The organism is Pseudomonas sp. HAR-UPW-AIA-41 (genome assembly GCF_002304225.1).
Lineage (GTDB): Bacteria > Pseudomonadota > Gammaproteobacteria > Pseudomonadales > Pseudomonadaceae > Aquipseudomonas.
On sequence record NZ_NSLB01000006.1, the window covers coordinates 207,774 to 222,262 of the forward strand.

The following is a 14,489-nucleotide window of genomic DNA, read 5'->3' on the forward strand; positions in this document are numbered from 1 at the left end:
AGCAGGCAGCGCAGATGAATCCGGCCGGCCATCTTAGCCCTTTGTCTAGGTAACTTCACCCCGCCTTGCACGGGCCTCGCAGCTTAACTTTACTGATGCATTCCAGTAGAATCAGCGCGCCTTTCAAGGCGCCAAGACCAATAAGAAGCTGTTTTCAAAGCGTCACGAGCACAGTTTTCCGACAGCAGGCCAGGTTGGCAACGGGGTTGTTCTCTACCCTCCCCCGTGCCACCCATCAGGTTCTTGCCAACGGCGTAAAACTTTGAAAACAGCTTCAACTGGAGCCAACGGTTCCCTGGCTGTGAGGCCCACAAAGCCTCGAAGCGCAGAAGAACGTTGGAAAGCTGGATGAGCGTCCCGGACAGCCCGTTGGGACCACTGATGAGGGTAAAACTGTGCTTGAAGCCTATCGCAAACACGTAGAAGAGCGCGCCGCTCTGGGGATCGTTCCCCAGCCGCTGAACGCCGAGCAAACCGCAGGCCTGGTAGAGCTGCTGAAGAACCCGCCGGCTGGCGAAGAAGCCTTCCTGGTCGATCTGATCACCAACCGTGTTCCGCCGGGCGTGGACGAAGCGGCCTACGTCAAGGCCGGCTTCCTGTCTGCCATCGCCAAGGGCGAAGCGACTTCCCCGCTGATCAGCAAGACCCTCGCCGTCGAGCTGCTGGGCACCATGCAGGGCGGCTACAACATCGCCACCCTGGTTGAGCTGCTGGACAGCGCCGAGCTGGCCGAAGTGGCAGCCGCACAGCTCAAGCACACCCTGCTGATGTTTGATGCCTTCCACGACGTATCCGAGAAAGCCAAGGCCGGCAATGCCAACGCCAAGGCCGTGATGCAGTCCTGGGCTGACGGCGAGTGGTTCACCAACCGCCCGGCCGTACCGGAAAAAGTCACCCTGACCGTGTTCAAGGTCACCGGCGAAACCAACACCGACGACCTGTCGCCGGCTCCGGACGCCTGGTCCCGCCCGGACATCCCGCTGCACGCTCTGGCCATGCTGAAGATGGCCCGCGACGGCATCAACCCGGATCAGCCGGGTTCCGTTGGCCCGATCAAACAGATGGAAGCCCTGAAAGCCAAAGGCTTCCCGGTTGCCTACGTCGGTGACGTGGTGGGTACCGGTTCTTCCCGTAAGTCCGCCACCAACTCGGTGCTGTGGTTCTTCGGCGACGACATCCCGAACGTACCTAACAAGCGCGCTGGTGGTTTCTGCTTCGGCACCAAGATCGCCCCGATCTTCTACAACACCATGGAAGACGCCGGCGCCCTGCCGATCGAATTCGACTGCACCAACCTGGCCATGGGCGACGTCATCGACGTGTACCCGATCAAAGGCGAAGTGCGCCGCAATGGCAGCGACGAGCTGGTCACCACCTTCCAGCTGAAGACCGACGTCCTGCTGGACGAAGTCCGCGCTGGCGGCCGTATTCCGCTGATCGTTGGCCGTGGTCTGACCGAGAAGGCCCGTGCCGAGCTGGGTCTGGCTCCATCCACCCTGTTCAAGAAGCCGGAAGCTCCGGCCGACAGCGGCAAGGGCTTCACCCTGGCCCAGAAGATGGTCGGTCGCGCCTGCGGCCTGCCGGAAGGCAAAGGCGTGCGTCCGGGCACCTACTGCGAACCGAAGATGACCACCGTCGGTTCCCAGGACACCACCGGCCCGATGACCCGTGACGAGCTGAAAGACCTGGCTTGCCTGGGCTTCTCCGCCGATCTGGTGATGCAGTCCTTCTGCCACACCGCGGCCTATCCGAAGCCGATCGACGTCACCACTCACCACACCCTGCCGGACTTCATCATGACCCGCGGCGGTGTATCCCTGCGTCCGGGCGACGGCATCATCCACAGCTGGCTGAACCGCATGCTGCTGCCGGATACCGTCGGTACCGGTGGCGACTCGCACACCCGCTTCCCGATGGGCATCTCCTTCCCGGCCGGTTCGGGCCTGGTAGCCTTCGCCGCTGCCACCGGCGTTATGCCGCTGGACATGCCGGAGTCGGTACTGGTGCGCTTCAAGGGCAAACTGCAGCCGGGCATCACCCTGCGTGACCTGGTTCATGCCATCCCTTACTACGCGATCCAGGCTGGCCTGCTGACCGTCGAGAAGAAAGGCAAGAAGAACATCTTCTCCGGCCGCATCCTCGAGATCGAAGGTCTGAACGACCTGACCGTTGAACAGGCCTTCGAGCTGTCCGACGCCTCGGCCGAGCGTTCCGCTGCCGGTTGCACCATCAAGCTGCCGGAAAGCGCCATCGCCGAGTACCTGAAGTCCAACATCACCATGCTGCGCTGGATGATCGGCGAAGGCTACGGCGATGCCCGTACTCTGGAGCGTCGTGCCAAAGCGATGGAAGCCTGGCTGGCCAACCCGCAACTGCTGGAAGCCGACAAGGACGCCGAATACGCCGCCGTGATCGAAATCGATCTGGCCGACGTGAAAGAGCCGGTCCTGTGCGCCCCGAACGATCCGGATGACGCTCGTCTGCTGTCCACCGTTGCCGGTGAGAAGATCGACGAAGTGTTCATCGGTTCGTGCATGACCAACATCGGTCACTTCCGCGCTGCCGGTAAGCTGCTGGATAAGGTCAAGGGTGGCATTCCGACCCGTCTGTGGCTGGCTCCGCCGACCAAGATGGACGCTCACCAGCTGACCGAAGAAGGCTACTACGGCATCTACGGCAAGGCTGGCGCGCGCATGGAAATGCCGGGCTGCTCGCTGTGCATGGGTAACCAGGCCCGCGTACAGACCGGTTCGACCGTGGTTTCCACCTCGACCCGTAATTTCCCGAACCGTCTGGGCGACGCCACCAACGTGTACCTGGCTTCTGCCGAACTGGCAGCGGTCGCTTCGATCATCGGCAAGCTGCCGACCGTCGAGGAGTACATGGAGTACGCGAAGAACATCGACAGCATGGCTGCCGACGTTTACCGCTACCTGAGCTTCGACCAGATCGCCGAGTACAAGGAAGCCGCTGCGAACGCCAAGATCCCGGTCGTTCAAGCCTAATCCTCAGCAAGGCCTGAAAAGCCCCGCCTAGAGCGGGGCTTTTCTTTTTCAGGGGCTTGAAGAGCGCCACTGAGCCGCTTATCGTCGGCCGCAGCTTTTAGTCCCAACAATGGAGTGTCCCCATGAAACACCTGATTCTCGCTTCCTGCTGCCTCCTGGCCCTGACCGGCTGCGCCAGCGAATACATCATCACCACCACCGACGGCCAGATGCTCACCAGCCATGGCAAGCCGGAACTGGACCGCGACACCGGCATGCTTGAATTCGAAGATGCCGAAGGCCGCGTGCAGCAAATCCCGCAAAGCAACGTCAAGCAGATGCTCGAGCGCTGATTCCGCACGCCATGGATGGCATGCTGCTTGCTTTGCTCTAGTCATCCGGTCGACACCAACGGCGGTGCCCGACCCTGACAATGGCGTCATGTTCCCGCTGCTCATGCGGTCTGGAACATGGCGCCTTTTTGTTCACTGACGGAACAAAATGATGACGGAAACCACCTCTCTGCTGAGCGATGACCTGGTCTGGGTCGCCGGCTCAGATGCCCCGGAAAAAACTGCCCTGAATATCGGCTTCATGCCGCTGACCGACAGCGCTTCGCTGATCGTCGCCGCGACACAGGGCTTTGCCCAGCCGTATGGCCTGACCCTGAACCTCAAGCGTCAGGCTTCCTGGGCGACTCTGCGCGACAAGCTGGTGACCGGCGAACTGGATGCTGCGCAGGGCCTGTACGGCCTCATCTACGGCATGCACCTTGGCCTTGGCGGCACCCCCGCTACCGACATGGCAGTCCTCATGGGGCTGGCGCAGAATGGCCAGAGCATCAATCTGTCTGCCCGTTTGCAGCGCAGCGGCGTGACCAGCGCCGAGGCACTGGTGCAACACGTGCACCATAGCAGGGCAAAACTCACCTTCGCGCAGACCTTCCCCACCGGTACTCATGCCATGTGGCTGTACTACTGGCTGGCCAGCCTGGGCATTCACCCGCTCAAGGACGTCAACACCGTCGTAGTCCCGCCTTCGCAGATGGTTGCCCACCTGCAGGCCGGTCGCATCGACGGCTTCTGTGCCGGCGAACCCTGGGGCGCCCACGCCATCGATCAGGGCATGGGATTCACCCTCGCCACCAGTCAGGCGCTCTGGCCGGATCATCCGGAGAAGGTACTGGGCTGTACCCGCGAATTCGTCGAGCAATACCCCAACACCGCCCGCGCGCTGGTCATGGCCGTGCTGGAAGCCAGCCGCTTTATCGACGCCAGCGACGAGAACAAATGCAGTGCGGCGCAACTGATCAGCGGTAGCGACTATGTCGACGCGCCGCTGCAGACCATTCAGTCGCGCTTCCTCGGCCGCTACGAGGACGGCAACGGCCATGCCTGGCTGGATGCACATCCGCTGCGATTCTGCGCCGAGGGGGCGGTGAACATGCCCTACCTGTCCGACGGCCTGTGGTTCATGACCCAGTTCCGCCGCTGGGGCCTGCTGCGCGAAGACCCCGATTACCAGGCAATTGCCCGTGCCGTGCAACAGACCAGCCTGTATGCCGATGCCGCCGGCGCTTTGGGCATCAGCGTTCCGGATGCCATGCGCAGCAGCACGCTGCTCGATGGCAAGCCCTGGGATGGCCAGGACCCGGCCGCCTACGCCCGCAGCTTCGCCCTACATTCCCTGAGCAACGAGCCGCATGCGGCTGTGCTCTGACGACAGACAAGGTTGACTCCATGCTGCGCATCCTCCTGATCAACGACACCCCGAAGAAGGTCGGCCGCCTCAAGAGCGCCCTGACCGAAGCCGGTTTTGAGGTGATTGACGAATCGGGGCTGGTCATCGACCTGCCTGAGCGGGTCGAAGCCATCCGCCCCGACGTGATCCTGATCGACACCGAGTCTCCCGGCCGCGACGTGATGGAACAGGTGGTGCTGGTGACCCGCGACCAGCCACGCCCCATCGTCATGTTCACCGACGAGCACGACCCGCAGGTGATGCGCCAGGCGATCCAGTCCGGCGTCAGCGCCTACATCGTAGAAGGCATCCACGCCCAGCGCCTGCAGCCGATCCTCGACGTGGCCATGGCCCGCTTCGAGAGCGATCAGGCCTTGCGTGCCCAGCTCAATGCCCGCGAAGCGCAACTGGCCGAACGCAAGCGCGTCGAGCTGGCCAAGGGCCTGCTGATGAAGATGAAGAGCTGCAACGAGGAAGAGGCCTACACCCTGATGCGACGTCAGGCCATGAGCCGTCAGCAGAAGCTGATCCAGGTGGCCGAGCAGATCATCGCCATGCACGACATGCTGGGCAACTGAGCCCGGCTCCTGACAACTGTTGCCCCTGTCCAGTCCAAGACTGTGCTGGACAGGCCTGCAAACCATCTCGTATCTTCCTCGCCAGGTCGCCTCATGCGGCCAACGTCGCTCGGACGGTTCCGGGCGCTTACGTACTTCGAGGACAGCATGGCTGACAACGCCAAGCGCCGCTTTGCGCGCATCGATCGTCTCCCCCCCTACGTTTTCAACATCACCGCCGAGCTGAAGATGGCTGCCCGCCGCCGTGGCGAGGACATCATCGACTTCAGCATGGGCAATCCGGACGGCGCCACCCCGCCGCACATCGTCGAGAAGCTGGTGCAGGTCGCCCAGCGCGAAGACACCCACGGCTACTCCACCTCCCGCGGCATCCCGCGCCTGCGCCGCGCTATCTCGCGCTGGTACAAGGACCGCTATGACGTGGAGATCGACCCGGACAGCGAAGCCATCGTCACCATCGGCTCCAAGGAAGGTCTGGCGCACCTGATGCTGGCCACCCTGGACCATGGAGATACGGTACTGGTGCCCAACCCGAGCTACCCGATCCATATCTACGGCGCGGTGATCGCCGGCGCCCAGGTGCGCTCGGTGCCGCTGGTGCCCGGCGTGGACTTCTTTGCCGAGCTGGAACGGGCCATCCGCGAGTCCATCCCCAAGCCGAAAATGATCATCATCGGTTTCCCCTCCAACCCCACCGCCCAGTGCGTGGAGCTGGATTTCTTCGAGCGCGTGGTGGCCCTGGCCAAGCAGTACGACATTCTCGTGGTGCACGACCTGGCCTATGCCGACATCGTTTATGAAGGCTGGACCGCGCCCTCGATCATGCAGGTGCCTGGAGCCAAGGACGTGGCGGTGGAGTTCTTCACCCTGTCCAAGAGCTACAACATGGCCGGCTGGCGTATCGGCTTCATGGTCGGCAATCCGGAGCTGGTGGCAGCCCTCGCGCGCATCAAGAGCTACCACGACTACGGCACCTTTACCCCGCTGCAGGTGGCGGCCATCGCCGCGCTGGAAGGCGAACAGCAGTGCGTGCGCGACATCGCCGAGCAGTACCGCCAGCGCCGCGACGTGCTGGTCAAGGGCCTGCATGAGCTGGGCTGGATGGTCGAGAAGCCCAAGGCCTCCATGTATGTGTGGGCCAAGATTCCCGAGGCCTATGCTCACCTGGGCTCACTCGAGTTCGCCAAGAAGCTGCTCAGCGAAGCCAAGGTCTGTGTTTCGCCCGGGATCGGCTTTGGCGACTACGGTGACGATCACGTGCGTTTTGCCCTGATCGAGAATCAGGACCGCACCCGCCAGGCCATCCGCGGCATCAAGGCAATGTTCCGCGCCGACGGTCTGCTGGAGCGCTGATGCCATATTGGCGTGCACTGCTCGCGCCCGGACAGTGCACGCCCGCTTCACTCCCGACCAGAAGCAAACCCGGCCCGCAGGCTACATAGTCGTCAAACGAGCACCACAAGAGGCACGCAAGACACTGTTTTAAAAGGGCTTTTCAAAATACTCCGCACCTCGCTCGAGAAACTGGCACGGCTGCTGCAAAGACCTTCACAGCAACCGTCTCAGGATCGCCAACGGAGGTGATCGGGACGAATCGACAAAGACGTCGCGCCTCCTGCCAACAATGGCAGCCAGGTTTCGACGTCTTTTTTTCGTTTCTGACACTGAGGAAAGCCCCATGCAAAATCGCCGCAACCTGCTCAAGCGTGTCCTGTGCGCCAGCCTGCTGGCCCTGACCCCGCTGGCCGCACAGATCGGCTATGCCGCCGACCCCGAGAAGGAAGAACTCAAGCTCGGCTTCATCAAGCTGACCGACATGGCGCCGCTGGCCATCGCCTTCGAAAAAGGCTTCTTCGAGGAAGAAGGCCTCTACGTCACTCTCGAAGCCCAGGCCAACTGGAAGGTCCTGCTGGACCGCGTGATCATGGGCGAACTGGACGGCGCGCACATGCTGGCCGGCCAGCCGATTGCCGCCACCATCGGCTACGGCACCGAAGCAGAAGTAGTCACCGCCTTCTCCATGGACCTCAACGGCAACGCCATCACCGTTTCCAACGACGTGTGGAAGATGATGAAACCGCATGTGGAAATGAAGGATGGCAAACCGGTCCACCCGATCAAGGCCGATGCGCTCAAGCCGGTGATCGAGCAGTTCAAGTCCCAGGGCAAGCCGTTCAACATGGGCATGGTATTCCCGGTTTCCACCCACAACTATGAACTGCGCTACTGGCTGGCCGCCGGCGGCATCAACCCGGGCCAGTACGCCCCGGAAAAAGGTGACGTCAGTGGCCAGATCGGCGCCGATACACTGATCTCGGTGACTCCGCCGCCACAGATGCCGGCCACTCTGGAGTCCGGCACCATCAACGGCTACAGCGTGGGTGAGCCGTGGAACCAGGCTGCCGTGTTCAAGGGTATCGGCGTACCGGTCATCACCGACGGCCAAATCTGGAAGAACAACCCGGAGAAAGTGTTCGGCGTGTCCAAGGACTGGGCCGAAGCCAACCCCGAGACCCACAAGCGCCTGGTCAAGGCCCTGATCCGCGCCGCCAAGTGGCTGGATGAGGACAACAACAAGAACCGCATGGAAGCCGTGGAGATCCTGTCCCGTCCGGAATACGTGGGCGCCGACGCCAAGGTGATCGCCAACTCCATGACCGGCACCTTCGAGTTCGAGAAAGGCGACAAGCGCGAGGTTCCGGACTTCAACGTGTTCTTCCGCCATAACGCCACCTACCCCTACTACTCGGATGCCATCTGGTACCTCACCCAGATGCGCCGCTGGGGCCAGATCGCCGAGCCCAAGCCGGACTCCTGGTACTTCGAGACTGCCAAGAAGGCTTATCTGCCGGAGATCTACAAGGCCGCAGCCGGCGAACTGGTCGCCGAAGGCAAAGCCGCAGCCAGCGATTTCCCGCCAGCCAGCGAGACCGGCTTCCGCGCACCGACGGCCGAGTTCATCGATGGCGTGACCTACGACGGCACCAAGCCGAACGCCTACCTGGCCTCGTTCAAGATCGGCAACAACAAGTGAAACAGGCCCGGTCGGCTTCGGCCGGCCGGGCACCGAGGTATTTCGCTGCCTTAAGCAGCCCGAATTGAGGACAGGACGATGAGCAATCCGAGCGTCGCCACCCCCATTACCAACACCATCAAGACCGCCCGCAGCCAGGTGCTGCTCAAGCGCATGGCCAAGGGGCTGATCATGCCGCTGGCCGGCATCGCCTTCTTCCTGCTGCTCTGGCAACTGGTGGCCATGAACATCAACACCAGCCTGGGTCAGTTCCCTGGCCCGAGCCAGGTCTTCTTCCAGGCCGGACAACTGCTCGACGCCCACCGGCAGGAGCGCGAAAAGGCCGAACAGTTCATCGCCCGTCAGGAAATCCGCAACGCCGAGCGTCTGGCCAAAAATCCGGATGCGGTGGTGAAAATCCGCCCCTACACCGGCAAGCCGACTTTCCTCGACCAGATTTTCACCAGCCTCTATACCGTCCTGACCGGCTTTGCCATCGCCACCCTGATCGCAGTGCCGCTGGGTATTCTCTGCGGCCTGTCACAGAGCATTTACGCTGCCGTGAACCCGATTATCCAGGTGTTCAAGCCGGTCTCTCCGCTGGCCTGGCTGCCCCTGGTGACCATGGTGGTCAGCGCTGTCTACACCAGCACCGACCCGCTGTTCTCCAAGTCCTACCTGACCTCGGCTGTCACCGTGGCGCTGTGCTGCCTGTGGCCGACGGTGATCAACACCACAGTGGGCGTAGCCAGCCTGGACAAAGATCTGCTCAACGTCAGCCGGGTACTGCGCCTGTCGCCGCTGGCCCATGTGCAGAAGATCGTGCTGCCGGCTGCCGTGCCGATGATCTTCACCGGCCTGCGTCTGTCGCTGGCCACCGGCTGGATGGTACTGATCGCCGCGGAAATGCTGTCGCAGAACCCCGGCATGGGCAAATTCATCTGGGACGAGTTCCAGAATGGCAGCTCCAACTCGCTGGGCCGGATCATGGTGGCGGTCATCACCATCGGCCTGATCGGTTTCGCCCTAGACCGTCTGATGCTGCAAGCCCAGAAGCTGGTCAGCTGGGACAAGAACGCCGTACTGCGCTAACCGCCAAGGAGAATTCCCATGAGTAACGCACACCTCGAACTGTCCGGCGTCGGCATCAGCTTCCCTACCGACAAGGGTTTGTTCTGCGCCCTGCAGAACGTCAACCTGAAGATCGATCAGGGCGAGTTCGTCTCGCTGATCGGCCACTCCGGCTGTGGCAAGTCCACGGTGCTGAACATAGTGGCCGGCCTGTACCAGGCCAGCACCGGCGGCGTCATCCTCGACGGCCGTGAAGTCAACGAACCCGGCCCCGAACGCGCCGTGGTGTTTCAGAACCACAGTCTGCTGCCCTGGCTGACCTGCTTTGAGAACGTTGAACTGGCCGTGCGCCAGGTGTTCAAGGGCGGCAAGTCGCGCAAGGAAATGCGCGAGTGGGTCGAGCACAACCTCAATCTGGTGCACATGATGCACGCCAAGGACAAACGCCCGGGCGAGATTTCCGGCGGTATGAAGCAGCGCATCGGTATTGCCCGCGCGCTGGCCATGCAGCCAAAGGTGCTGCTGATGGACGAGCCGTTCGGCGCCCTGGACGCCCTCACCCGCGCCCACCTGCAGGACTCGCTGATGGAAATCCACCGCGACCTGGGCAACACCGTGATCATGATCACCCACGATGTCGACGAGGCCGTGCTGCTCTCCGACCGCATCGTGATGATGAGCAACGGCCCGGCCGCGACCGTCGGCGACATCCTCAAGGTTGATCTGGAGCGCCCGCGCGACCGTCTGGAACTGGCCAACGATGCTCGCTACCACGCCTGTCGTGCGGCGGTGCTGGAGTTCCTCTACGCCAAGCAGCAGCGCCCGGCGGCCTGATGCACATCGGCATGGCCTTCACGGGTCATGCCGAGCCCCGGACCTTTTGCCGCAGTCACCAGCGGTCGCCCGGGTTTGTCGTTGCAGGTGAACGCCCGTACACTGCTGGCCCTTTTTTCACCTGAGTTTGATCATGCTGTTCACTCTGCGTATGGGGCTGATGGGCCTGCACTTTGTCGTCGCCGGCATCCTCGGTCTGCTGCTGGGCATCTGCCGCCCGTTCAACCCCGACAACAGCCGCCTGTGCGCGCGCCTCTACTCGATGCCGGCCCTGCGCATCCTGCGCCTCAATCTGCAGCGCGACGCCAAAGGCCTGCTGGAGCACCAGCGCAGCTGCGTGATCATTGCCAACCACCAGTCCAACTACGACCTCTATGTACTGGGCCGCGTGGTGCCGGAACGCACCGTGAGCATCGGCAAGAAGAGCCTCAAGTGGGTGCCCTTTTTCGGCCAACTTTACTGGCTGGCCGGCAACGTACTGATCGACCGTGGCAATGCCCAGCAGGCCAAACAGGCCATGCTCACCACCACCGAAACCCTGCAGCATCAGGACACCTCGATCTGGGTTTTCCCGGAAGGCACGCGCAACAAGGGCCAGGGCCTGCTGCCGTTCAAGAAAGGGGCGTTCCAGATGGCCATCGCCGCGGGCGTACCGATCATCCCGGTGTGTGTCAGCAGCTACGTCAAGAACATGCACCTCAACCGCTGGAACGGCGGTTCGATCAAGATCCGCTCGCTGCCGGCGATCCCCACCGCCGGCATGACCCTGGATGACATTCCCGAGCTGATGCAGCGCTGCTGGGATCTGATGCAGCAGACCATCGCCCAGCTGGATGCGGAAGTGGCCCGCGCCTAAGCGGCCGAGTTGAAAAATCCCAGGCAGCGCGCGAAGCTGCCTGGTATGAAAACTCTCTGCCTGTTGCTGCTGGCTGTCGCCTTGCCCTCCTGGGCAGACCCGCTGCTGCTCTATCCCCGCCACTCGCGCGACAGCGACCCTGAAGCCTACGTCGCCGAACTGCTGCAACTGGCAGTCGACCACGCCCCCCAGCACTATCAACTGCAGCCCACCAGCGAACCGATGGCGCAGTCCCGCGCCCAGCAGATGCTTGAGCAGCACAGCCCGCACCTGCAGGTGATGTGGGCCATGACCACACGTGAGCGTGAGCAGCGCCTGCTGCCGATCCGCATCCCAATCTACAAAGGACTGATCGGCTGGCGTATCAACCTGCAGCGTCCGCAGGATGCCCAGCGACTGAGCCAGGTCGATGAACTGGCTGACCTCCAGTCACTGCGCTTCGGCCAGCGTCACGACTGGCCCGACACCCCCTTGCTACGCGCCAATGGTCTGCGAGTTGTGACCAGCCCAAGTTACCCCGGGCTGTTTGCCATGCTGCATGCCGGACGTTTCGATGCCTTTCCCCGCGAGGTCGTGACCGTCTGGCAGGAGCAGGCTCAGGCCGCGCGCGACGGGCTGGAGCTCAGCGTCGATGAACACATCGTGCTGCATTACCCTACGGCCTTTTATTTCTTCACCTCGCGCCAGGACACGCAACTGGCCGAACATCTGCGCCTGGGCCTTGAGGCGGCCATCGCTGACGGCAGTTTCGAGCGTCTGTTCCAGCACCACCACGGCGCCACCCTGCGCCGCGCCCGCCTCGAACAGCGGCGGGTGATCGAACTGAAAAACCCCGAGCTGCCCGCCGAAACACCCTTCGAGCGACAGCAACTCTGGTACCGCCCCGAGGCGACCAGCAACGACAAGGAGTAAGCCGTGCAGCATGTGGTAGCCGCCGCCGTGTACAGCGCCGGGCACAAGATCCGCGACATCACCCTCGACGAGGGACGGGACTGGGCCAGCAAGCCTGGACACTTCGCCTGGATCGGCCTCCATGACCCCGGAGCCGAGGAGTTGCGCCTGCTGCAACAGCAGTTTGACCTTCACGAGCTGGCGCTGGAAGACGCTCTGGCCCAGCACACCCGCCCCAAGCTGGAAATCTTCGGCGACGCACTGTTCATGGTGCTGTATTCGCCACTACGCATAGACGACCAGCTGCGCTTCATCGAAACCCAGCTGTTTGCCGGCAAGGGCTATGTGATCAGTGCGCGTTATGGCAATTCGGCGCCCTACTCGACCGTGCGCCAGCGTTGTGAAGCACGCCCCCTGCTGCTGGAGCATGGCGAAGATTTCGTGCTCTACGCCCTGCTCAGCTTTGTGATCGAGAACTACCGCCCTCTGCTGGAGGAGACACACAGTGAACTCGAAGAGCTGGAGCAGGCTGTGCTGCAGCAACCGCTGGAGCAAACCCAGATCGAGCAGATTCACGGTCTTCGCCGCGACCTGCTCCGCCTCAAGCGTTACGTCGGCCCGCTGGTGGAAATCTGCCAGGAACTGCAACAGCTGGACTTCCCGTTCATCGACAAGCACATGCGCCCGTACTTTCGCGATGTGGCCATTCACGTCAACCGCCTGCTGGAAGACCTGACCAACCAGCGAGAAATGGCCGATCACGCCATTGAACTGGGCCTGCTGCTGGAAGCCTCCCGGCAGAGCGTGGTACAGCGCAAGTTCGCTGCCTGGGCGGCGATTCTCGCGTTTCCTACGGCCGTTGCCGGGCTTTACGGCATGAACTTCGACTTCATGCCAGAGCTGCGCTGGCACTACGGTTACTTCGCGGTCCTTGGGGTTATCGGCAGTGGCTGTCTGGCACTGTTTGCCAACTTCAAGCGACTGAAATGGCTGTAGAACTCAGAAGAGTTCGATATCCGCACCGCCGTCATCACGATTGCGCTCATTCGCTTCTGTAAGCACCAGCTCCTTGAGTTGCGCAAGGCAGCTGTCACTCAGTGCAGCAATGTCCAACCCACGAAAGCGCCGACTCTGAAACTGGGCGGTAATGAAGCAGTTATAGTGGGCCAGACCTTGTCCGGGGATGCTGGTGACCTCGGAATGGCCCACCAGATTCAAATCGCAGTACATACAGCGCATGACAACCTACAAAAATCCAGTCAATAGGTGTCATGGGCGAATGCCCAGTGAGATGCCATTCCCAGCGGAGGGGAATGGCCTGCAACCCCGCTATCCTGAGCTTGCGCTGTTAGACCGGAGGCTTTGCGTCACTGCCTTTCGACAGTTTTGCCCATGACAACAAAACGGGCGTGGATTCTAAGGTCCACGCCCGTGATGTCAAACCGACATGACGACTGGCGAGTCAGGTCAGGCAGCCTTGCCCTGAGCCACGAAGCGCATCATCCACTCTGCCACTGCACTACCCTGCTGCTCCTTGGCCAGGCTCTCAACAGCACGCTCATAGAGGGCTGGCTCATAGCTCTCACGGCGCAGGTTGAGCAGGTCACGGGTGTAGTCGTGAATAAACTCAGGATGACCCTGGAAGCACAGCACCTGATCGCCGATGTGGTAAGCCGCGTTCGGGCAGAACTCACTGGTGGCAATCAGCGTGGCATTCTCCGGCAGGCGGGTGACCTGATCCTGATGGTAGATCAGCATGTCCAGCGTCTCGCCGGCAGGCTCCATCCAGCTGGGTTTGCTGGTGATCTGGTAACGGTGTACGCCAATGCCCCAGCCCTGTTCAGCGCGCTCGGTGTAACCACCGAGGATCAGCGCCAGCAGCTGGTGACCAAAACACACCCCCAGCAGCTTCTCGCCACGCTCATAGAGCCCCCTGACGTAGTCACGCAGGGTCAGAATCCAGGGGTCGGAACCAAAGGAGTCGGCCTTACTACCCGTAATCAGGTATGCATCGTAGCGTCGGTCCTCGGGAGGGTACTCTCCGTTGACGACGTTGTAGACCTCGAAGTCCGCCTCGATCGGCTGTTTACTGAACAGCTGCTGGAACATGTGACCATAGCCTTTGTACTGGTCAGCCAGCTGGGGGCGAAGGTGATCGGTCTCTAGGATGCAAATGCGCTGTGGCATACGGGGTTGGCCCTCCTCTCAGGCAGCCAAGGGTGTTTTAGATATTTAACGCACCATCATGTTTTGTTGAACACTAACGGCGCGCATTATTCACCCATTTGACTTCTGAGAAAAGATGCTTTTCGCACATTTTTTCATACCGTTTATCGCTCAAAAAAATGCACAGCAATTTCACGGCAAACCCGCATGGCGCAAGGCCCCGCCACTGGGCGCTCAGGGCTGTGAAACTGACACCGAAACACCCCTCTTGAAGCTCCTTGCCCAAGTGTTTTTCTCGGCAGGAAAAATCGACTCAGCACCGTCCGCGCCATCTCAGTGCTACAAGCCGAGATACA

General features: G+C 61.8%; 13 protein-coding genes and 1 riboswitch. Of the genes, 11 read left to right on the forward strand and 2 right to left on the reverse strand.

What is annotated here, in order from left to right:
• Positions 1 to 395: 395 nt before the first annotated feature.
• From acnB to CK486_RS13530, 11 genes are all read left to right on the forward strand, one after another.
• Entirely contained in the window at positions 396 to 3,005 is a 2,610-nt protein-coding gene (gene acnB, locus CK486_RS13480) for a bifunctional aconitate hydratase 2/2-methylisocitrate dehydratase (RefSeq protein WP_095940823.1), read from the forward strand.
• A 122-nt stretch (positions 3,006 to 3,127) separates the two neighbouring features.
• A complete protein-coding gene (locus CK486_RS13485; protein ID WP_095940824.1) occupies positions 3,128 to 3,337 on the forward strand; it encodes a YgdI/YgdR family lipoprotein in 210 nt (69 codons plus the stop codon).
• 151 nt (positions 3,338 to 3,488) lie between these two features.
• Positions 3,489 to 4,703, forward strand: coding sequence for a CmpA/NrtA family ABC transporter substrate-binding protein (locus tag CK486_RS13490; protein WP_095940825.1), 1,215 nt, complete (start codon positions 3,489 to 3,491; stop codon positions 4,701 to 4,703).
• 20 nt (positions 4,704 to 4,723) lie between these two features.
• The gene (locus CK486_RS13495) at positions 4,724 to 5,302 is read left to right on the forward strand and encodes an ANTAR domain-containing response regulator (RefSeq protein ID WP_095940826.1); all 579 of its coding nucleotides are present in this window, start codon (positions 4,724 to 4,726) and stop codon (positions 5,300 to 5,302) included.
• Positions 5,303 to 5,449: 147 nt separating this feature from the next.
• A complete protein-coding gene (gene alaC, locus CK486_RS13500; RefSeq protein ID WP_095940827.1) occupies positions 5,450 to 6,655 on the forward strand; it encodes an alanine transaminase in 1,206 nt (401 codons plus the stop codon).
• Between the two features lie 325 nt (positions 6,656 to 6,980).
• Positions 6,981 to 8,336, forward strand: coding sequence for a CmpA/NrtA family ABC transporter substrate-binding protein (locus CK486_RS13505; RefSeq protein ID WP_095940828.1), 1,356 nt, complete (start codon positions 6,981 to 6,983; stop codon positions 8,334 to 8,336).
• Positions 8,337 to 8,414: 78 nt separating this feature from the next.
• On the forward strand, positions 8,415 to 9,407 hold the full coding sequence (locus tag CK486_RS13510) for an ABC transporter permease (RefSeq protein WP_095940829.1): 993 nt from the start codon (positions 8,415 to 8,417) through the stop codon (positions 9,405 to 9,407).
• Between the two features lie 18 nt (positions 9,408 to 9,425).
• Positions 9,426 to 10,220 (forward strand): ABC transporter ATP-binding protein, encoded by a 795-nt coding sequence (locus CK486_RS13515; protein WP_095940830.1) that lies wholly within the window; start codon positions 9,426 to 9,428, stop codon positions 10,218 to 10,220.
• 133 nt (positions 10,221 to 10,353) lie between these two features.
• Positions 10,354 to 11,076 carry a 1-acylglycerol-3-phosphate O-acyltransferase gene (locus CK486_RS13520; protein ID WP_095940831.1) on the forward strand — a complete coding sequence of 241 codons (723 nt, stop codon included), beginning with the start codon at positions 10,354 to 10,356 and terminating at the stop codon, positions 11,074 to 11,076.
• A gap of 45 nt (positions 11,077 to 11,121) precedes the next feature.
• Positions 11,122 to 11,988, forward strand: coding sequence for an ABC transporter substrate-binding protein (locus tag CK486_RS13525; protein WP_095940832.1), 867 nt, complete (start codon positions 11,122 to 11,124; stop codon positions 11,986 to 11,988).
• Between the two features lie 3 nt (positions 11,989 to 11,991).
• Positions 11,992 to 12,963 carry a magnesium and cobalt transport protein CorA gene (locus CK486_RS13530; RefSeq protein WP_095940833.1) on the forward strand — a complete coding sequence of 324 codons (972 nt, stop codon included), beginning with the start codon at positions 11,992 to 11,994 and terminating at the stop codon, positions 12,961 to 12,963.
• A gap of 3 nt (positions 12,964 to 12,966) precedes the next feature.
• Here the strand turns inward: CK486_RS13530 and CK486_RS13535 are convergent, their stop codons facing one another.
• Positions 12,967 to 13,206 (reverse strand): DUF2175 domain-containing protein, encoded by a 240-nt coding sequence (locus CK486_RS13535; protein ID WP_141248910.1) that lies wholly within the window; start codon positions 13,204 to 13,206, stop codon positions 12,967 to 12,969.
• Positions 13,207 to 13,283: 77 nt separating this feature from the next.
• Positions 13,284 to 13,368, reverse strand: a riboswitch (cyclic di-GMP riboswitch).
• A gap of 66 nt (positions 13,369 to 13,434) precedes the next feature.
• On the reverse strand, positions 13,435 to 14,154 hold the full coding sequence (locus CK486_RS13540; protein WP_095940835.1) for an amidotransferase: 720 nt from the start codon (positions 14,152 to 14,154) through the stop codon (positions 13,435 to 13,437).
• Between the last annotated feature and the right edge of the window lie 335 nt (positions 14,155 to 14,489).